Genomic DNA, 18,890 nt, shown 5'->3' with positions numbered 1-18,890 from the left:
GATTTAATAAGATAGATGAAAAACAAAACGTTTGCTTTTATTAAAACAGATAAAAGACTGATTAAGCTTTTCTTTAACGATATTATCATGATAAAAGGCCTTGGAAATTACGTTGAGATTTTCACTACCTATGATAAGAAATACATTTATTATAAAACACTTAAAGATTTAATTGAAAGTTTGCCAGATGAATTTATGCGTATTCATAATTCATATATAGTGAATCTGACAAACATAGAATCTTTCGAAAACAACCAAATCATTTCTAAAGATCTAAAAATTGCTGTTGCAAAAAGTTACAGGGATTGTTTGGTGAAAGCTTTAGACGAAATGATGTTATAAATCAATCCACATCCATATATTATCTAATAGAATAATATTTTCCACCAACTGAATAATAATATTTCATTGTATTTTCATTCATTTTAGTTTTGTGAAAAATTAAAAGATAATGAATAAGAAAAAAGCTTTACAATACATCTGTGAAAACGATATTAGTGGAATAAAAGCAGGTTTAGAACGTGAAACATTTTTAGACATCTGGATGGTGGTTGTAAATGGTAGAATTTTTGCCCGCTCCTGGGGATTTGCAGAAAATAGTTGGTACAACAGCTTCTTAAAAGATTCCCGTGGACAAATAAAATGTGGAGATATCATATTGAATATTAATGCACATATTCCCGATGATCTTGTGGACATTACTCCTTCTATTAATCAGGTCTATTTAACAAAGTATAGCACAAAGCAATATGCAAAACCAATAACTGAAGGAAAGCATGTTGAAAAAACAATGGAATTTATTGTTTGTGAATAGAGAAATTAAGTACCGGATCCTGATTATATTAAATGACTAATATTGTTAATTTCTTAATATTTGTCATTTTTTCAAACTTGTATACTACGACAAACTTTTGTACTTTTATCGCCTGAAATGACGTACCTACAGGGTCGTTACTTATATTCGAAAAAATAATTTAAATTAGAAGCATGTCGTTACAACAAACTATTGAAAACATCTGGGATAATAGAGATTTATTACAAAATGAAGAGAGCAAGAAGACCATAAGAGAGGTTATAGCTTTATTAGATTCCGGAGAACTTCGTGTTGCTGAGCCTACAGATAATGGATGGCAGGTTAATGAATGGGTGAAAAAAGCTGTAGTAATGTATTTTCCAATTCAGAAAATGGAAACTATAGAAGTAGGTCCTTTTGAATTTCATGACAAAATGCCTTTAAAGAGAAATTACGCTGAAAAAGGAGTGCGGGTTGTACCTCATGCTGTTGCCAGAGAAGGTGCATTTATTGCTTCCGGAGTAATTTTAATGCCATCATATGTAAACATCGGAGCTTATGTAGATTCAGGAACAATGGTAGATACCTGGGCGACTGTAGGAAGTTGTGCACAGATTGGTAAAAATGTTCACTTAAGTGGTGGTGTTGGTATCGGTGGTGTTTTAGAACCTTTACAGGCTGCACCTGTAATTATTGAAGACGATTGTTTCATTGGTTCAAGATGTATCGTGGTAGAAGGAGTTCACGTAGAAAAAGAAGCGGTATTAGGAGCTAATGTAGTATTAACAGCTTCTACTAAAATTATAGATGTAACCGGAGATCAACCTATCGAAATCAAAGGAAGAGTGCCTGCACGTTCAGTAGTGATCCCAGGAAGTTATACAAAGCAGTATCCTGCTGGAGAATATCAGGTTCCATGTGCACTGATCATTGGTACAAGAAAGGAATCTACAGATAAGAAGACTTCTCTTAACGATGCTTTAAGGGAGAACAACGTAGCTGTTTAAGCCTTAACTTACCTAATACGCACAATTTTGAAAGAAAAAGTTTTAAAATTCATATTAAACCCTAAATATATATTTGGGGTTTATCTTATTATATCAGTGGTTACTGCAATTTCCAAATATTTAAGAGGAGATTATGCGATCAATAATTATCTGATTTTTAAAAATGTATTCTTTAATACCATTAATCAGAAGAATTTATTTATTCATTATCCTGACCTCTATTTTGATCTAAATCATTATGGAGTTTTTTTTAGCCTCCTGATTGCTCCATTTGCAGGAATGCCCGATTGGCTTGGAATTTCTCTCTGGAATCTGATTAATACTTTTGTGTTTGTATTTGCAATTTATAAATTACCATTTTCAGATTCTAAAAAAGCAATCTTCGGATTGTTATGCCTTCAGGAATATATTACAGCCGCTTTAAGTTTACAGTTTAATGTAGCTCTAACCGGTCTTTTAATATTGTCAGCGGTCTATATTTATGAACGAAAAGAAGTGCAGTCAGCTACGGCAATATTAATTGGTGTTTTTGTGAAAATATATGGTATCGTTGGATTAACCCAGTTTTTCTTTATTAAAAATAAAACAAAATTTATTCTTTCAGGATTGGTAATTGCAGCACTATTCTTTGTCATTCCTATGATCTATTCCAGCCCGCAGTTTGTAATACAAAGCTATGCCGACTGGTTCCATTCTATTGTAGAAAAAAACAATGAAAATCAGGTATTGGGAAATATGCAGGATATTTCATTAATGGGTTTTGTTAGAAGGATTCTTGGAGATGCTTCAATTTCTAATCTTGTGTTTTTAGCTTTTGGCTTACCCCTATTTGCTTTACCTTATATTAGAATTAAACAATATAAACATTATGCCTTTCAGTTGATGATTTTAGCTTCTACTTTACTGTTTTTGGTATTGTTCAGTTCCAGTTCAGAATCTCCAACTTATATTATTGCTGTAGTGGGTGTAATGATCTGGTTTTTCCTTCAGAAAGAGAGAACACCTCTTATTACAGGACTATTGATTTTCGTGATTATTTTCACTTGTTTTTCAACTTCTGATCTATTTCCGAAATCGGTTAAAAATGATTACATCATCAAATATTCATTAAAAGCTGTACCTTGTATCGTAGTTTGGTTGAGAGTTGTTTATGAGCTTTTAACTAAAGATTTTGAAAAAAATTACAGCCTGAATTGATCATATGAAAAAAATTTCTATTGTAATTCCTGCCTATAATGAAGAGGGAAATGTGGCTATGATCCATCAAAAGATCAAAGAGGTTTTTTCTGGACTAAGCAACTATGATTTTGAAATTATATTTGTAAATGATGGCAGCAGAGACGCTACACAACAAAAACTTGAAGAATTATCCCAACAATATGATGAAGTAAAATTTATTGAATTTTCAAGGAATTTTGGACATCAGCCAGCCGTAAAAGCAGGAATGGACCTTGCCCATGGAAATGCAGTAATTTCTATGGACGGAGACCTTCAGCATCCACCAGAATTGATTACTAAAATGATCGAAAAATGGGAAGAAGGATATGATGTCGTATTAACGGTGAGAACCTATCCTAAGGAGATTTCTTTCTTTAAAAGAAAAACATCCGATTTTTTCTATAAATTATTATCCAGCCTATCAGATGTAAATCTTACTAAAGGAGGTGGATCTGATTTTAGATTATTAGATGCTAGTGCTGTGGAAGTGATGAGAAAGTTCAATGAAGATGATTTGTTTTTAAGAGGCTTAACAAGCTGGATGGGATTTAAGCAAACAGCAATTGATTTTACAGCAAACGAAAGGGTTGCAGGTGAGAGTAGTTACAATCTGAAAAAGATGGTCACCTTTGCATTTACTGGTATAACGGCTTTCAGTGTAAAACCTCTATATATAGCAGCTTATTTAGGCTTTTTATTCTCCGCAATCTCAGTATTGGGGTATGGGATTTATGTTATTCATTCTTTTGTCACCCATACTGAAATCTCTGGTTGGGCATCCCTGATTATGACGATTGTATTCTTTGGTGGCTTACAATTAATTATCCTTGGAATCATAGGGATATATTTAGGGAAGATCTTCAAACAGGTCAAAGAAAGACCTAATTATATTATTAAAAATAAAAATTTATAAATGGTTTTATTGAGTTTTGATATTGAAGAATTTGATATGCCATTAGAATATAAAGGAGAAATTCCTTTTGAAAGGCAGATTTTGATTTCACAAACAGGATTGGAAAGAATTCTTGATCTTCTTAAAAAGCATCAGGTAAAAGCTACTTTTTTTTCTACAGTAGTTTTTGCGGAAAATAGTAAACATTTAATTGAAAGATTATTGCAGGAAGGGCATGAGTTGGCTTCTCACACCTGGTTTCATTCTGAATTTGAAGAAAAGCATTTAAAAGAATCCAGAGAAAAGTTAGAAGAATTATTTTCAACAAAAGTTACCGGGCTTAGAATGCCTAGAATGATGCCTGTCAATGAAACTTCCGTTGAGCGAGCAGGATATTCTTATAATTCTTCCATTAATCCAACTTTTTTACCGGGTAGATACAATAATTTAAAAGTATCAAGAACCTATTTTAAAGAAGGTAATGTCACTCAGATCCCAGCATCTGTTTCACCCAATTTCAGAATCCCTTTGTTCTGGTTGAGCTTTCATAATTTTCCATTGTCGATCTATAAAAAAATAGCTTCAGATAGCCTGAAAAAAGATAATTACCTTAATATATACTTTCACCCCTGGGAATTTGCAGAAATTAAAGATGAAGCATTTAAACTTCCTGGGTTTACGGTGAAAAATTCCGGAAAGGATATGGTGGAGAGATTTGATCAATTTATTGGCTGGCTTAAGGATAAAAAGTATAGCTTTGGAACGTTCCAGGAATTTCAAAAAAAGATAGAATCATGAAGATTGCTTTTGATGCAAAACGTTTTTTCCATAATACATCAGGATTGGGGAATTACTCGAGAGATCTTGTAAGAATTCTTTCTCAATATTTTCCTGATAATGAATATCTTTTAATCAATAAAAATAGATCCGACCGAGGAGCAGATATTCTGCAGAATACGAATGTTCATTTTGTTGAAACTTCAAAAGGGAATATGTCGCGCCAGTTTAAAATGGGCAAAGACGCTCAAAAAGCTAATGCCGATATTTTTCATGGTTTATCAGGGGAATTACCTTTAAAATGGGACAAAAAATCAATAAAAAAAATCGTAACGATCCATGATCTTATTTTTGTAAGATATCCTCAATATTACTCGTTTTTTGATTGTAAAATTCATTTGTGGAAATTTAAAAAAGCGGCTCAGAATGCTGATAAAATAATTGCTATTTCCGAGCAGACGAAATCTGATATTGTTCAGTATTTAAAAGTCCCGGAACATAAAATAAAAGTAATCTACCAGGGATGTCATAAGGCTTTTAAAGAACAGCAATCCGAAGGACTGATTCAGATCACAAAAGAAAAATTTAAGCTTCCTGAAAGGTTTATTTTAAATGTGGGTACGATTGAAGAGCGGAAAAACCTTTTAAATATTGTGAAGGCAGTCAGTGGAACCGGAATTCCCTTGGTTGTGGTTGGAAGAAAAACGGGTTATTATAAAAAAGTAGAAGCTTTCATTAAAAAAAACAAGCTGGAAGAGCAGGTTCATTTCTTAGAAGGAGTTTCTATGGATGAATTAGCCGTTATTTATAAACTTGCAGATATTTTTATTTACCCAAGTTTGTTTGAGGGATTTGGAATTCCCATTATTGAAGCGCTTTTTTCAAAAACAGTCACCATAACGAGTAACACAAGCAGTCTGCCTGAAGCAGGTGGAAAAGATTCTGTATACATCAATCCGGAAAATCACTTGGATATTCAATCCAAAATACAATTTCTGTGGGACAATGAGTCTGAAAGAAAACGTCGTGCTGATAAGGGTTTTGAGTTTGTTCAGAAGTTTAATGATGAGCCTATTGCCAACGAACTGATGAATTTATATCTGGAAATTATTTAAAAAAAACTTTGATATTTAAAAATAAGTCCTACATTTGTATCACAATTTTCAACAAATGAAACCGAATTTTTTAACACTACATCATTATTATCATCATCTCTGCTAAGACGGAATTGATTGATAATAACATGTGTTAAAATCAAAAATAATTAAAAACCGTCTGAGTAACAGACGGTTTTTTTGTTTCTAAATTCTTCGCGGAAATTTTTCAAAAATACTTTTTATTTACTCAGACACAATAAGTGCAACAATGAGTAAATTAAAAATTGCCATTCAGAAAAGCGGCAGACTTTATGAAGATTCTTTACAGCTTTTGAAAGACTGCGGAATTTTCATTAACAACGGAAAAGACCAACTAAAAGTTTCGGTTGATAACTTTCCCTTTGAGATTATGTATCTCAGAAATTCTGATATACCACAATATCTGGAAGATGGAGTAGTTGATATTGCCATTGTTGGTGAGAACCTACTGATAGAAAAAGAAAAGCAAATTGAAATTGTTCAGAAACTTGGATTTTCAAAGTGTCGGGTTTCTCTTGCAGTTCCCAAAGAAATAGAAACGGATGAACTCAGTTATTTCCAGGGAAAGAAAATAGCTACTTCGTATCCAAATACCCTCAAGAAATTCTTAACAGAAAATTCCATTTCTGCAGATATCCATGTTATCTCAGGATCTGTAGAAATTGCTCCAAATATTGGTTTGGCCGATGGAATCTGTGATATTGTCAGTTCCGGAAGTACCCTGTTCAAAAATGGGTTGAGAGAGACCATTACTTTACTTAGTTCCGAAGCTGTATTGGCAAAGAATCTACAACTGGATATAGAAAAAGAAAACATTCTGGAAAAGTTTCTATTTAGGATCAAAGCCGTTTTAAAAGCAAAAAAATCAAAATATATCCTGATGAATGTCCCCAATGAAAAGATTCAGGATATCTCTAATGTTTTGCCAGTTCTAAAAAGTCCCACAGTACTTCCTTTGGCTGAAAAAGGATGGAGTAGCATCCATTCAGTTATAGACGAAGAAAGATTCTGGGAAGTCATTGATGAGCTCAAAGAAAATGGAGCTCAGGATATTCTAATAATTCCAATCGATAAAATGGTGATTTAATATGTTTATAAATAGATATCCTCAAAGAGAAACATGGGCAGGACTCATAAAACGACCTGTTCTCAAAAAAGAAGAAGTTTCAGGAATAGTTTCCGAAATTTTCAAAAAAGTAGAACAAAATGGTGATGAAGCTTTGCTGGAGTTCACTAAAAAATTTGATTCTACAGAAATTGAAAGTATTACAGTTTCAAAGGAAGAAATTGATAGATCGGGCTCTTTAATAAGTGATGAACTGAAAGAAGCTATTCAGGTAGCAATGCAAAACATTACAAAGTTTCACACTTCACAACAGGTTGAGATTGAAAAGATTGAAACCACAAAAGGGGTAATATGCTGGCGGGAAAACCGTGCTGTTGAAAAAGTGGGAATTTATATACCCGGAGGAACGGCACCCTTATTTTCTACGGTTCTTATGTTGGCTATTCCTGCTCAATTAGCTGGATGTAACGAAATTATTTTATGTACGCCTCCAGATAAAAATGGAAATGTAAATCCCGCTATTATTTATACAGCAGTGCTTTGTGGAGTAACCAGAATATTTAAGATCGGTGGAGCACAGGCAATTGCAGCAATGACTTTAGGAACTGAAAGTATACCTAATGTATACAAAATTTTTGGACCTGGAAATCAGTTTGTTGTTGCCGCAAAGGAATATGCTCAAAATTATGGTGTTGCGATCGATATGCCTGCAGGACCAAGTGAGGTTTTAGTGATTGCTGACCAACAGGCTATTCCGGCATTTTGTGCTGCAGATCTACTTTCTCAGGCTGAACATGGCAGTGATAGCCAGGTTGTTTTTATTTCAACGGATTTAAAAGTTTTTAATGAAACCATTGAAGAAGTACACGAACAGGTTAAAAAGCTTCCAAGAAATAAATTAGCAGAAGAATCATTGAATAACAGTCATTTTATTCTGCTGAATACTGCCCAAGAAGCCATCCAATTTAGTAATTCATACGCTCCGGAACACCTTATACTGACCTTAAGTGATTTTGAAAAACATATTCCATCTATTCAAAATGCCGGTTCTGTGTTTCTTGGAAATTATTCCTGTGAGAGTGCTGGAGATTATGCCAGCGGTACTAACCATACACTTCCCACCAACGGGTTTGCAAAAAATTATAGTGGAGTTTCAATAGACAGCTTTGTAAAGAAAATTACTTTTCAGGAGCTCTCAGTAAAAGGGTTACAGAATTTAGGAAAAACAATAGAGATAATGGCAGAAGCAGAAGGATTATTTGCCCATAAAAATGCCGTTTCAATTCGATTAAAATATAAAAAATAATGAAGCAATTAACAATCAGTCAGTTTGTACGAAAGAACATTTTAGAATTACAGCCTTATATAAGTTTTAGAGATCATAATGAGTTTGAAACTCCAGTTTTAATGGATGCTAATGAAAGTCCTTTTGGAGAATTTAACCGTTATCCTGATTCGACTCAAAAAGAGCTTAAGAGAAAAATAGCAGATTTTAAAAATCTAAGTCCTCAGCAGATAGCAGTAGGAAATGGAAGTGATGAACTTATTGACTTAATCATCAAGATCTTTTGTGAACCTAAAAAAGATGCTATTTTGATGATGGACCCATCTTTTGCAATGTATGCCTTTTATGCGGCAATTAATGAAAATAAGGTTTTTAAGGTAAATCTTGATGAAAATTTTGAGATTCTAAAGGAAGATTTCCTGAAAGTATCTAAAGAAGCCCAACCAAAGATATTTTTCCTTTGTTCACCAAATAATCCCACGGGAAACAGTGTAGATGATATTGAATTTTATCTTCAGAATTTTGAAGGAATTGTGGTTGTAGATGAAGCATATATTGAATTTTCAGATAAACAATCTAGTCTCAAACTTCTTGAAAAATACCCGAACCTTATCGTTCTTCAGACTTTTTCTAAAGCCTGGGGAAAAGCTGGAGCGAGGGTAGGAATAGCCTGTGCTACAGAAGAGATCATCCGTTTGATCAATACGGTAAAAGCTCCTTATAATGTAAATTCTTTAAGTCAGGAATTGATTTTAAAAAGTATCGATAATGCAGATGAATTTCAAAAAAATGTAGAAAATATTTTAAAGGAAAAAGCATGGTTGGAAAGTGAATTCAGAAATATCAAATCTGTTACTAAAGTATTTCCTACTGATGCCAATTTCTTTTTAGTAGAGTTTAATGATGTTGACAATGTATATCAAAAGCTACTACAAAGTGAAGTATTGACGAATAAAAGGGCACCAGCCATTCCGAATTGTATTCGGATTAATATTGGGACGAGAGATGAAAATATTCGTTTAATCACTATTTTAAAAAAGCTTGAATCATGAAAAAAGTATTATTTATAGATCGCGATGGCACTTTGATCATAGAACCGCCAACTGATTTTCAGGTTGATTCTCTTGAAAAGCTAGAGTTCTATCCCGGAGTTTTTCAAAATCTTTCCAAAATTGTTAAGGAACTAGATTATGAGCTGGTGATGGTTACCAATCAGGATGGATTAGGTACAGAGAGTTTTCCGTTTGAAGATTTTATAATACCTCATGAAAAAATGCTGAATGCTTTAAAAAATGAAGGTATTATTTTCAGTGATATTTTAATTGATAAAAGCTTTGAAAGCGAAAATTTACCTGGCAGAAAACCAGGAGTGGGAATGCTTGGAAAATATATATATGGAAATTACGATCTTAAGAATTCATATGTAATAGGAGATCGTATAACAGATGTTCAGTTGGCAGAAAATTTGGGATCAAAAGCCATTTATATGGGTGAAACGTTCAATGTAAAAGCAGATCTCTCTACAAAAGACTGGTCAGAGATCTATCAGTTTCTAAAAAAGATTCCAAGACAGGCTAAGGTATCCCGAAAAACAAATGAAACGGATATTGAAATTGAAGTCAATCTTGATGGCAAAGGAAATTCTAAAATTTCAACCGGCTTACATTTCTTTGACCACATGTTGGAGCAAATCTCGAAACATGGAAATTTAGATCTTATCATTAAGGTAAATGGAGACCTGCAGGTAGATGAGCACCATACAATTGAAGATACTGCTATTGTTTTAGGCCAGGCAATTCTTAAAGCTTTGGGGAATAAAAAAGGAATCGAAAGATATGGGTTTTTACTTCCAATGGACGATTGTCTGGCGCAGGTTGCTCTTGATTTTGGGGGTAGACCATGGTTGGTTTGGGATGCTGAATTTAACAGAGAAAAAATTGGTGATGTTCCGACCGAATTATTTTCACATTTCTTCAAATCATTTACTGATTCTTCTCAATCCAATTTAAATATTAAAGTGGAGGGTAGTAATGAACATCATAAGATTGAATCTATTTTTAAGGCTTTTGCTAAAGCTTTAAAAATGGCCGTGAATCAGACCGATAAGAATTTTAATTTACCATCAACTAAAGGAAGTTTATAGGATGATTGCAATTATAAAATACAATGGCGGGAATGTTCAGTCTGTTCAGAATTCTTTAAGCAGATTAAATAAAGAATCTGTTATTACGGATGATTTTGAATTGATTGAAAAAGCGGAAAAAGTCATTTTTCCAGGAGTGGGTGAAGCTTCTTCAACGATGAAACTTCTCAAAGGTAAAGGGTTGGATACATTTATTCCAACTTTAAAACAGCCTGTTTTAGGGATTTGTTTGGGAATGCAGTTGATGTGTAAAAATAATGAGGAAGGAGATACAGTTGGAATGGGAATTTTTGATATTAATGTAAAGAAATTTCCATCAAGAGAAATTGTACCTCACATGGGATGGAATGGTATTACAGATTTGAGATCTGCTGTTTTTTCAGATTTTGAAAAAGATAAGGATGTCTATTTTGTTCATAGCTATTACTGTGAGCTATCCGAATATACCACTTCGAGATGTAACTATATTTTACCTTTCAGTGCATCACTGCAAAAGGATAACTTCTTTGCTATGCAGTTTCACCCTGAAAAGTCTGGGAGAACAGGTGCTCAATTGCTTGAAAACTTTTTAAAACTGTAAGTATGAGAATAATTCCTGCTATAGATATTATTGATGGAAAATGTGTGCGACTTTCCAAGGGAGATTATAGCACTAAAAAGATTTATAATGAAAACCCTGTGGAAATGGCTAAAGAATTTGAAGATTTTGGAATTCAATTTCTTCATTTAGTCGATCTCGATGGTGCTAAATCCAAACATATAGTGAACCACAAAGTATTAGAATCAATTTCCAGAGAAACATCATTGCAGATCGATTTTGGAGGTGGGCTAAAAACTCTGAAAGATATTGAAACAGCATTCGATGCCGGTGCCAATCAAATAACAATTGGAAGTATTGCCGTTCAGGATCCTGAATTTTGTTATGATTTAATTAAAAAATATGGAATTGGAAAAATTATCCTTGGAGCTGATTGTGAAAATAGGAAAATAAAAACCTCAGGATGGTTGACAGAAAGTAATAAAGATGTTATTGATTTTATACTTCAGTACAGGAAGAAGGGGATTGAGCAGGTAATTTGTACAGATATTTCCAAAGATGGAATGTTGGAAGGGCCTTCAATGGATTTATATAAAGAGATTTTAGATAATGTTTCAATTCAACTTGTGGCAAGTGGTGGGATTTCCGGAATGATGGATGTTTATAACATGAGAGAAATCGGTTGTTCGGGAACGATCATTGGAAAGGCTATTTATGAAGGAAAAATAACATTAAAAGAACTTCAAAATTTTATTGAAAATGCTTAAAAAAAGAATTATTCCATGTTTGGATATTAAGGATGGAACTACGGTAAAGGGAGTTAATTTTGAAGGGCTCCGAAATGCAGGGAATCCCATAAGCCTCGCAAAAAAATATGAGGATGAGGGTGCTGACGAATTGGTTTTTCTTGATATTACGGCAACTATTGAAAAAAGGAAAACCTTTGTGGAGCTTGTCAGGGAAATTGCAACGGAATTAAGTATTCCTTTTACAGTTGGTGGTGGAATTTCCTCTGTAGATGATGTTAGAAAATTACTGGAAGCAGGAGCTGATAAGATCAGTATCAATTCATCGGCTGTCAATGATCCAGATATTATTTCTGATTTGGCTAAAGAATTTGGGAGTCAGTGTATTGTGGTTGCAATTGATACCAGATTTGAGAATGGTGAAGATAAGGTATATATAAAAGGTGGTCGGGAGGTTACAGAACTAAAAACTGTAGAATGGGCAAAAAAAGCTGAATTACTTGGAGCGGGTGAAATTCTACTAACCTCTATGGATGGAGATGGAACTAAAAAAGGTTTTGATCTACGAATTACAAAATCAGTGTCTGAGGCAATTAATATTCCTATCATTGCTTCAGGAGGTGCTGGAACAATAAAAGACTTTCAGGAAGTATTTCAAGAGACAAAAGCTACCGGCGCATTGGCAGCAAGTATTTTTCACTTTGGAGAAGTTCATATTAAGGATTTAAAGGAAGAATTATTAATTCAAAAAATACAAATAAGACGATGATTGATTTTAATAAAAATAGTCTTGTTCCGGTAATCATCCAGGACAATAGGACATTACAGGTTTTGATGCTGGGCTATATGAATGAAGAGGCATTTAATAAAACAAAAAAAGAAAGAATTGTCACTTTTTTCAGTCGATCAAAAAACAGGCTCTGGACTAAAGGTGAAGAATCGGGTAATTTTTTAATGGTAATAAGTATTGATATCGATTGTGACCAGGACACAATCCTTATTAAAGTTATTCCTAAAAATATAGTTTGCCACACCGGAAGTTTCAGTTGTTTCGGAGAAAAAGATTCTAAAGGATTTTTATATGAATTGGAAGAGAAAATCGGTCATAGAATCGATGAGAAAGTAGAAGATTCTTATACCTATTCATTATACAGGCGAGGAATTAATAAAGTAGCTCAAAAAGTAGGAGAGGAGGCTGTAGAATTAGTTATAGAAGCTAAAGATGATAATGACGATTTATTTAAAAATGAAGCTGCTGATCTAATGTATCATTTTTTAATCTTGTTGAAGGCAAAAGATATCGCTTTAGAGGATGTTGAGAAGATTTTACAGTTGAGAAATCAGCGGATTGTATAAATAAACTCAACCGCAAAAACCTCAATACAAGAAAACAGAGTAAAGGTGTTGGAAGTGATACTTTCTGTTTTAATACAGATTTAATTGGAACGACACTGAATATATATGAATCATTATAAAAACAAATCCCTTTCCAGTATTAGAAAGGGATTTATTTTTATAGATTTGTTTGTATGATTCATTATTCGATCATAATTTTTCTAACTACTGTATGATCATCAGCTTTAAGGTTTCCCAGATAAACACCTTTTTTTAAACCTGAAACGTTAATCTTCGTTTGATTTTCCTGTTTAAGCAGTGAACGTCCCAACAGATCTGTAATCTCAAAACTGAAATCCTTCACTGTACCTGGTACTTCCAAAGAAAGGTAATCCTTTGCGGGATTGGGATATATTTTTATAGATTCTAATGTATTTATAGCTGTTTCTTTAGTATCTAAAACTATTGATGATGCTGTAGTTGCTACGGCAAAATGCTGAAGAGCCCCAACAGTTGCTTTCCCTACATTGAAGATGTATACAGGATCAGTATTGGCAAAGGTATCACTAGAAGAATGTGGGTAATTACTTCTTTTATATTCAAAATAACCAGTAATCACTTCTCCTTTTTCTTCAAATGGAATATAGTCTGTGTCTTCAGCAGGATCAATACCCGTTTGAAGTGATGAATATAAAGTTGTACATGTTACTAATTGCTGAGTAACTGCGGCAGATGCAGCATTATTACTACTTAGTCCACCCTGATCCTGGTCGCAGTAAATTTTGTTATTAACGTTACCCATTTTACCACCTACCTGATCCAGATTGAAGACCAATTTTATATCCAATTTACGAACACCATTTTGATAAGCTACATTATCAGCATAATGGTAACTTCCATATAATCCTTGTTCTTCCCCAGAAAAATGAATAAACTTGATTGAATATTCAGTAGGAACATTTTTCATAATTCTGGCCGCTTCTAATATAATAGAAGTTCCACTTCCATTATCATTAGTCCCTGGGCCATAAATGCTATCAAAATGTCCACAAATAATAACATATTTATTTGGGTATACCGTTCCTGTTTTTGTGATAACAAGATTTTTAGAACTGGTACTTCCAAAGGAAAAAGGGTCTTCTACGATCTGGCTTGCCGTATAACCGTATGAAAGGTATTTATTCTTAATCCAGGTAAGGGCATTGGCATTATTAGCAGAGCCCGTAGTTTTTACACCAAGATTTTGAAACTGCTGTAAATTCGTTGTAATATTCGTTTGGGTAACCTGGTTAGCTCTATTTTGATAGGCTTGGATAAAAGTTTGAGATTGTAATTGCTGGCTTAGAAAACCAAGAAAAAGAAAAGTAATTATATTTTTCATTGTTAGGTGATTTTTTGTAAAAGTAATAATAAAATCATAACAAATAAAGATAAATTTTATGTTATAAATAAAAAATGCTTCTATTGACAGTAATAAAAGCATTTTTTAAATTTTATATATTTTACTTTTTAAGAGTGATCGGATTATTTTTCAATCATAACTTTTCTTACGGCAGTATGATCTCCGGTTTTTATAATCGCTAAATAAGCTCCTTTTACTAAAGATGAAACATTAATTGTCTTTTGATTTTGCTGCTTAATTAATGATCGTCCTACAAGGTCTGTTAATTCAAAATCAAAATCTTTAATAGTATCAGGTAGATCAATAGTTAATACATCTTTTGCTGGATTAGGATAAATTTTGACAGATTCTATAGATCTTTGGCCTTCTGTTTCATTGGTTCCCAAATTCAATGTAGTTGCTACCGCAAAATGTTGAAGAGCTCCAACCGCTGCTTTACCAACATTGAAAACATAGGTGGGATCTATATTAGCAAAAGTATCATTCACTGTATGTTCGTTATTACTTTTAATATTCTCATAGAAACCTGTAATAATATCTCCGTTTTGTTCAAAAGGAATATAATCGGAGGCATAAGCATTCGTAATCGCTGTCTGAAGAGGAGAGTATAGTTCTGTACAATTAGCCAGTTGCTGAGTGAAAGCACTTGAAGTAGCATTATTAGAAGAACTTCCATTTACCCCTTTCTCACACTTTATGGTGTTGTTATTATTTCCCAATTGTCCACCTACCTGATCAATATTAAATACCACTCTTACATTCATCTGGCGTACATCATTTTGAAATACCACATTATCTGCATAATGGTAGCTTCCTATCAATCCCTGTTCTTCGCCAGAAAAATGAATAAACTTAATTGAATATTCAGTAGGAATATCTTTTAAAATTCTTGCAGCTTCAAGTATAATAGAAGTGCCACTTCCATTGTCGCTAACACCAGTCCCTACTATTGTATCATAATGTCCACAGATAATAACATAGGTATTGGGATAAACAGTTCCGGTTTTTGTAATAATTAGATTTTTAGAACTTGTATTTCCGAACGTAAAAGGATCTTCGGTCATCTGACTTGCTGTATATCCATAAGCTAAATATTTATTCTTGATCCAGTTTAAAGCATTGGTATTATTAACAGAACCTGTGGTTTTTACACCCAGATTGTCAAATTCGTGCAGGTTAGCTGTAATATTGGTTTGCGAAACCTGGGTTGCTCTGCTTTGATAAGCCTGAATAAAACTTTGTGCCTGTATGCTGTAAGCAGCAATAGAAAAAAGGAGTAGAGTAGTTAATTTTTTCACTTTATAATAAGATTACAGAATTATTATATATTTAATAAACAAATGTAAATAATAAAAAAATCCTGAGCAAAAAACTCAGGATTTATATTGATAACAAAAAATTTTACATTATTTTACTTGATCTACAACTGCTTTGAAAGCTTCAGGGTGATTCATTGCTAAATCTGCTAAAACCTTTCTGTTAAGTTCTACATCGTTCTTTTTAAGAGCTCCCATAAACTGAGAGTAAGACATTCCATGTTCTCTAGCTCCCGCGTTGATACGAGTGATCCAAAGTGATCTGAAATTTCTCTTTTTCTCTTTTCTTCCACGGTAAGCATATTGCATTGCTTTGTGTACCGCGTTTTTAGCTACAGTCCAAACGTTCTTTCTTCTACCGAAAAAACCTTTAGCTTGTTTCATGATTTTTTTTCTGCGAGCTCTTGAAGCTACTGCATTTACTGATCTAGGCATAATTTAAATTGTTTTTTTGAAAAGGGCGGTAAACTGTTTCATTACACTTATTTGCTCCGTTTCAGGGTTAAAAATTCTGAATTGTTTTAATTCCTATAAACCGAATATAGATTTATAAAAACTACTTAATTGCTAATTGACGTTTAACACTTTTTACGTCCACTGCAGCAACATAAGAAGTTTGCGTAAGATTTCTCTTTTGCTTAGTTTCTTTTTTAGTTAAGATGTGGCTTTTGTAAGCGTTTTTTCTTTTGATCTTACCTGTACCAGTAAGGGCAAAACGTTTCTTAGCACCTGATTTCGTTTTTAATTTTGGCATTGTCTTGCTTTTTTATTATTTTGTTATCAATATCTCTGTCTTCTTTCCTAGTAATATTTAGGAATAATAGGGTGCAAAGATACAAAAAATATCAATTCAAATTTTAACAACCTATGATTTTCTATGACTTCGAAAAAACACCTCTTTATAAGAGGGGCTATAATTTAATTACCTTAGTCGAAATCTCTAACAACTATTTCTCTTCTTTCTTCATTATTTCCACCCAAAATAACTTTAATTCTAAGGCCGTTACCAATGAAATAACCACCTCTTGAATAAAGTTGAAGCTTAATATGTGGATTAGAAACGTTACCTGTAACTGCACTATTGGAATCCCAAAGAGGATTATTGTTATTATAAATAACAAGGTTACCATCATTTTGTGCAATAAGTTTAGGAGTGCCCTGGTTCCTTACCGTATTAGATGCCCATAAAACCGTGTAACTACCTGGTTTTTCACGATATAATACAAGGTTACTATCTCCTTGCATGACAAGTCGGTAGATACTGCCATTATTCTCTAAACTAATTGACTCCTCAGCATTTAATATTTGCGGATGATTGGTTGTTTCCGAAATAAGTGTTAAAGTTGTAAGACCGCCACCAGGAATAGATTTATTCGCATTCGCAGTTGTTTGTACTTTTCCATTTTCGACTGTTACATTGTCAAGACTGTCATCCTGACCACAAGATGCTAAGAGCATCGAAAGACTTACGAAAGTCAATAATTTTATTTTCATAAATAATTTTTACGCCGCAAATATAAATAATTCAGTATTAAGTCACAATTCAAAGACTTAATAAATTCAAATAAATGCTTTATTTATCGTATTTTCAAGTGATTAAATTTACACACTTAAGTGATTTTAATATAAAAACCCCGATTTTTTTAATCGGGGTTTTACAATTTATAATAATGTACTTTCTGATTAAGATTGAAAGAATTCCAGCAGATCCTTATTAATAGTTTCTGCTTCTGTAGTAGGCATACCGTGAGGAAAGCCAGGATAGGTAATTAGTTTTCCATTTTTTACCAGCTTGGCAGCTACAACACCTGTAATTTCGTAAGGTACAATTTGATCATCTTCTCCATGTAATACTAATACGGGAACATCTACGCTTTTAAGATCTTCTGTGAAGTCAGTTTCAGAAAACGCTTTTATACAGTCATAATGAGCTTTAATGGATCCCATCATTCCCTGTCTCCACCAGTTATCACGAATACCCTGAGAGATTTTTGCGCCTTCTCTGTTATATCCATAAAAAGCCAATGAGAAATCTACAAAATATTGTTGTCTCTGTGTTGCCGTATTGTGACGGATCTCATCAAAAACAGACATTGGAATTCCGTTCGGATTATTATCCGTTTTTACCATAATCGGCGTTACTGCACTTATTAAAACTGCTTTTGCAGCTCTGCCTTTGCTATGTTGGGCTACGTATCGGATCACTTCGCCACCTCCAGTGGAATGACCAACATGAATAACATCTTTTAAGTCTAATGCAGTTACAATTTCTGCCACATCGGATGCATAAGTATCCATATCATGTCCTTCCGAAGTTTGCGTAGATCTTCCATGACCCCTTCTGTCATGAGCAATCACTCTATATCCTTTTTCTAAAAAAAATAACATTTGTGCATCCCAATCATCGCTGGATAACGGCCATCCATGGTGAAAGAATATAGGTTGACCTTTCCCCCAATCTTTGTAATAAATTTCTGTTCCGTCTTTTAATTGAATAGTACTCATTGTTTTATATTTTATGATTAATAATTATTATTGCCTTGTAGATTATTTATCTATTATTTCTAAAACAAAGTTAAATCTATTCTCAATTGTAAACCTTAACATAGGATATTTTCGTCAAAATCTGATAAAATAAAAAACCTCAAAGAAATTTGAGGTTTTATATTGGCGAATTAAATACAAGATTTAATTAAATTATTTTGCTGGTTTTTTAGGACTCATCATCATAATCATTCTTTTACCTTCTAATTTAGGTAATTGATCTACCTTACCTACATGCTCAAGTTCTTGCGCAAGTTTTAAAAGTAGGATCTCTCCCTGATCTTTAAAGATAATTGAACGTCCTTTAAAAAATACGTAGGTTTTAAGTTTTGAACCTTCTTCCAGGAATTTTTCAGCGTGCTTCTTCTTAAATTCATAATCGTGGTCGTCAGTCTGAGGTCCAAAACGGATCTCTTTTACAACTACTTTTATTTGCTTCGCTTTAAGTTCCTTTTGTTTTTTCTTTTGCTCGTATAAAAACTTTTTATAGTCTAATATTCTTGCAATAAAAGGTTCCGCTTTGTCGGAAATCACAACCAAGTCTAATTCTTGTTCCTTGGCTATCTGCAAAGCCTTATCTAATGGGTAAACTCCGGGTTCAACATTGTCACCTACCAAACGAACCTCACGGGCTCTGATTTTACCATTAATTTGATGCAAATCCTCCTGTACTGGACGACGCATTGGGCCTC

General features: G+C 33.4%; 22 protein-coding genes. 15 read left to right on the top strand and 7 right to left on the bottom strand.

Annotated features, from left to right (window positions below; all coding sequences use genetic code 11):
* The first annotated feature begins 15 nt into the window (after window positions 1-15).
* The 15 genes from AC3WRL_RS16415 to hisIE all read left to right on the top strand — a co-directional run bounded on the left by AC3WRL_RS16415 (window position 16) and on the right by hisIE (window position 12,957).
* Entirely contained in the window at window positions 16-342 is a 327-nt protein-coding gene (locus AC3WRL_RS16415) for a LytR/AlgR family response regulator transcription factor (RefSeq protein ID WP_492330767.1), read from the top strand.
* Window positions 343-451: 109 nt separating this feature from the next.
* Window positions 452-814: a DUF2255 family protein gene (locus AC3WRL_RS16410; RefSeq protein WP_492330766.1), complete on the top strand. Its 363-nt coding sequence runs from the start codon at window positions 452-454 to the stop codon at window positions 812-814.
* A 173-nt stretch (window positions 815-987) separates the two neighbouring features.
* The gene (locus tag AC3WRL_RS16405; RefSeq protein ID WP_492330765.1) at window positions 988-1,800 is read left to right on the top strand and encodes a 2,3,4,5-tetrahydropyridine-2,6-dicarboxylate N-succinyltransferase; all 813 of its coding nucleotides are present in this window, start codon (window positions 988-990) and stop codon (window positions 1,798-1,800) included.
* Between the two features lie 27 nt (window positions 1,801-1,827).
* Window positions 1,828-2,997 (top strand): glycosyltransferase family 87 protein, encoded by a 1,170-nt coding sequence (locus tag AC3WRL_RS16400; RefSeq protein ID WP_214825265.1) that lies wholly within the window; start codon window positions 1,828-1,830, stop codon window positions 2,995-2,997.
* Window positions 2,998-3,001: 4 nt separating this feature from the next.
* The gene (locus tag AC3WRL_RS16395) at window positions 3,002-3,931 is read left to right on the top strand and encodes a glycosyltransferase family 2 protein (RefSeq protein ID WP_492330764.1); all 930 of its coding nucleotides are present in this window, start codon (window positions 3,002-3,004) and stop codon (window positions 3,929-3,931) included.
* Window positions 3,932-4,708: a polysaccharide deacetylase family protein gene (locus AC3WRL_RS16390; protein ID WP_214825259.1), complete on the top strand. Its 777-nt coding sequence runs from the start codon at window positions 3,932-3,934 to the stop codon at window positions 4,706-4,708.
* Window positions 4,705-5,802: a glycosyltransferase family 4 protein gene (locus AC3WRL_RS16385; protein WP_492330763.1), complete on the top strand. Its 1,098-nt coding sequence runs from the start codon at window positions 4,705-4,707 to the stop codon at window positions 5,800-5,802. The genes AC3WRL_RS16390 and AC3WRL_RS16385 overlap by 4 nt, the downstream gene beginning before the upstream one ends.
* 250 nt (window positions 5,803-6,052) lie before the next feature.
* A complete protein-coding gene (gene hisG / locus AC3WRL_RS16380) occupies window positions 6,053-6,910 on the top strand; it encodes an ATP phosphoribosyltransferase (protein WP_261512116.1) in 858 nt (285 codons plus the stop codon).
* 1 nt (window position 6,911) lies between these two features.
* Window positions 6,912-8,195 (top strand): histidinol dehydrogenase, encoded by a 1,284-nt coding sequence (gene hisD, locus AC3WRL_RS16375; RefSeq protein ID WP_492330762.1) that lies wholly within the window; start codon window positions 6,912-6,914, stop codon window positions 8,193-8,195.
* Entirely contained in the window at window positions 8,195-9,226 is a 1,032-nt protein-coding gene (hisC, locus tag AC3WRL_RS16370) for a histidinol-phosphate transaminase (RefSeq protein ID WP_492330761.1), read from the top strand. Before hisD ends, hisC begins: the two co-directional genes overlap by 1 nt.
* A complete protein-coding gene (gene hisB / locus AC3WRL_RS16365; protein ID WP_492330760.1) occupies window positions 9,223-10,317 on the top strand; it encodes a bifunctional histidinol-phosphatase/imidazoleglycerol-phosphate dehydratase HisB in 1,095 nt (364 codons plus the stop codon). The genes hisC and hisB overlap by 4 nt, the downstream gene beginning before the upstream one ends.
* Window position 10,318: 1 nt before the next feature.
* The gene (hisH, locus tag AC3WRL_RS16360; protein WP_492330759.1) at window positions 10,319-10,897 is read left to right on the top strand and encodes an imidazole glycerol phosphate synthase subunit HisH; all 579 of its coding nucleotides are present in this window, start codon (window positions 10,319-10,321) and stop codon (window positions 10,895-10,897) included.
* Between the two features lie 2 nt (window positions 10,898-10,899).
* On the top strand, window positions 10,900-11,622 hold the full coding sequence (hisA, locus tag AC3WRL_RS16355) for a 1-(5-phosphoribosyl)-5-[(5-phosphoribosylamino)methylideneamino]imidazole-4-carboxamide isomerase (RefSeq protein WP_261512119.1): 723 nt from the start codon (window positions 10,900-10,902) through the stop codon (window positions 11,620-11,622).
* Window positions 11,615-12,370 (top strand): imidazole glycerol phosphate synthase subunit HisF, encoded by a 756-nt coding sequence (hisF, locus tag AC3WRL_RS16350; protein WP_492330758.1) that lies wholly within the window; start codon window positions 11,615-11,617, stop codon window positions 12,368-12,370. Before hisA ends, hisF begins: the two co-directional genes overlap by 8 nt.
* Window positions 12,367-12,957 (top strand): bifunctional phosphoribosyl-AMP cyclohydrolase/phosphoribosyl-ATP diphosphatase HisIE, encoded by a 591-nt coding sequence (hisIE, locus tag AC3WRL_RS16345; protein ID WP_492330757.1) that lies wholly within the window; start codon window positions 12,367-12,369, stop codon window positions 12,955-12,957. The genes hisF and hisIE overlap by 4 nt, the downstream gene beginning before the upstream one ends.
* A 181-nt stretch (window positions 12,958-13,138) precedes the next feature.
* On the opposite strand, the gene AC3WRL_RS16340 is transcribed toward hisIE, so the two are convergent.
* From AC3WRL_RS16340 to infC, 7 genes are all read right to left on the bottom strand, one after another.
* Window positions 13,139-14,317, bottom strand: coding sequence for a M28 family peptidase (locus AC3WRL_RS16340; protein ID WP_214825231.1), 1,179 nt, complete (start codon window positions 14,315-14,317; stop codon window positions 13,139-13,141).
* A 143-nt stretch (window positions 14,318-14,460) separates the two neighbouring features.
* Entirely contained in the window at window positions 14,461-15,636 is a 1,176-nt protein-coding gene (locus AC3WRL_RS16335; RefSeq protein WP_492330756.1) for a M28 family peptidase, read from the bottom strand.
* A gap of 108 nt (window positions 15,637-15,744) precedes the next feature.
* Window positions 15,745-16,089, bottom strand: a complete 345-nt coding sequence (rplT, locus tag AC3WRL_RS16330; protein WP_214825226.1) for a 50S ribosomal protein L20 — start codon at window positions 16,087-16,089, stop codon at window positions 15,745-15,747.
* 121 nt (window positions 16,090-16,210) lie between these two features.
* Window positions 16,211-16,408 carry a 50S ribosomal protein L35 gene (gene rpmI / locus AC3WRL_RS16325; protein WP_214825223.1) on the bottom strand — a complete coding sequence of 66 codons (198 nt, stop codon included), beginning with the start codon at window positions 16,406-16,408 and terminating at the stop codon, window positions 16,211-16,213.
* Between the two features lie 173 nt (window positions 16,409-16,581).
* Window positions 16,582-17,148: a hypothetical protein gene (locus AC3WRL_RS16320; protein ID WP_214825220.1), complete on the bottom strand. Its 567-nt coding sequence runs from the start codon at window positions 17,146-17,148 to the stop codon at window positions 16,582-16,584.
* 189 nt (window positions 17,149-17,337) lie between these two features.
* A complete protein-coding gene (locus tag AC3WRL_RS16315; protein WP_214825217.1) occupies window positions 17,338-18,159 on the bottom strand; it encodes an alpha/beta fold hydrolase in 822 nt (273 codons plus the stop codon).
* Between the two features lie 192 nt (window positions 18,160-18,351).
* Window positions 18,352-18,882 carry a translation initiation factor IF-3 gene (infC, locus tag AC3WRL_RS16310; protein WP_214825214.1) on the bottom strand — a complete coding sequence of 177 codons (531 nt, stop codon included), beginning with the start codon at window positions 18,880-18,882 and terminating at the stop codon, window positions 18,352-18,354.
* Window positions 18,883-18,890 lie beyond the last annotated feature (8 nt).

The organism is Chryseobacterium sp. FW101-FHT12H09, assembly GCF_058790395.1.
The sequence above is the reverse complement of the archived record's forward strand: the minus strand, read 5'-3'. Positions and strand labels throughout refer to the sequence as shown.

Excerpts from the sequence above, each read along its gene's own strand:
- AC3WRL_RS16410 (WP_492330766.1), top strand. The coding sequence starts at position 452 with ATGAATAAGAAAAAAGCTTTACAATACATCTGTGAAAACGATATTAGT.
- AC3WRL_RS16340 (WP_214825231.1), bottom strand. The coding sequence starts at position 14,317 with ATGAAAAATATAATTACTTTTCTTTTTCTTGGTTTTCTAAGCCAGCAA.
- hisG (WP_261512116.1), top strand. The coding sequence starts at position 6,053 with ATGAGTAAATTAAAAATTGCCATTCAGAAAAGCGGCAGACTTTATGAA.
- hisIE (WP_492330757.1), top strand. The coding sequence starts at position 12,367 with ATGATTGATTTTAATAAAAATAGTCTTGTTCCGGTAATCATCCAGGAC.
- AC3WRL_RS16390 (WP_214825259.1), top strand. The coding sequence starts at position 3,932 with ATGGTTTTATTGAGTTTTGATATTGAAGAATTTGATATGCCATTAGAA.
- hisA (WP_261512119.1), top strand. The coding sequence starts at position 10,900 with ATGAGAATAATTCCTGCTATAGATATTATTGATGGAAAATGTGTGCGA.
- hisH (WP_492330759.1), top strand. The coding sequence starts at position 10,319 with ATGATTGCAATTATAAAATACAATGGCGGGAATGTTCAGTCTGTTCAG.
- AC3WRL_RS16395 (WP_492330764.1), top strand. The coding sequence starts at position 3,002 with ATGAAAAAAATTTCTATTGTAATTCCTGCCTATAATGAAGAGGGAAAT.
- rpmI (WP_214825223.1), bottom strand. The coding sequence starts at position 16,408 with ATGCCAAAATTAAAAACGAAATCAGGTGCTAAGAAACGTTTTGCCCTT.
- AC3WRL_RS16415 (WP_492330767.1), top strand. The coding sequence starts at position 16 with ATGAAAAACAAAACGTTTGCTTTTATTAAAACAGATAAAAGACTGATT.
- hisF (WP_492330758.1), top strand. The coding sequence starts at position 11,615 with ATGCTTAAAAAAAGAATTATTCCATGTTTGGATATTAAGGATGGAACT.
- hisC (WP_492330761.1), top strand. The coding sequence starts at position 8,195 with ATGAAGCAATTAACAATCAGTCAGTTTGTACGAAAGAACATTTTAGAA.
- AC3WRL_RS16405 (WP_492330765.1), top strand. The coding sequence starts at position 988 with ATGTCGTTACAACAAACTATTGAAAACATCTGGGATAATAGAGATTTA.
- AC3WRL_RS16315 (WP_214825217.1), bottom strand. The coding sequence starts at position 18,159 with ATGAGTACTATTCAATTAAAAGACGGAACAGAAATTTATTACAAAGAT.
- hisB (WP_492330760.1), top strand. The coding sequence starts at position 9,223 with ATGAAAAAAGTATTATTTATAGATCGCGATGGCACTTTGATCATAGAA.
- infC (WP_214825214.1), bottom strand. The coding sequence starts at position 18,882 with ATGCGTCGTCCAGTACAGGAGGATTTGCATCAAATTAATGGTAAAATC.
- AC3WRL_RS16320 (WP_214825220.1), bottom strand. The coding sequence starts at position 17,148 with ATGAAAATAAAATTATTGACTTTCGTAAGTCTTTCGATGCTCTTAGCA.
- AC3WRL_RS16385 (WP_492330763.1), top strand. The coding sequence starts at position 4,705 with ATGAAGATTGCTTTTGATGCAAAACGTTTTTTCCATAATACATCAGGA.
- hisD (WP_492330762.1), top strand. The coding sequence starts at position 6,912 with ATGTTTATAAATAGATATCCTCAAAGAGAAACATGGGCAGGACTCATA.
- rplT (WP_214825226.1), bottom strand. The coding sequence starts at position 16,089 with ATGCCTAGATCAGTAAATGCAGTAGCTTCAAGAGCTCGCAGAAAAAAA.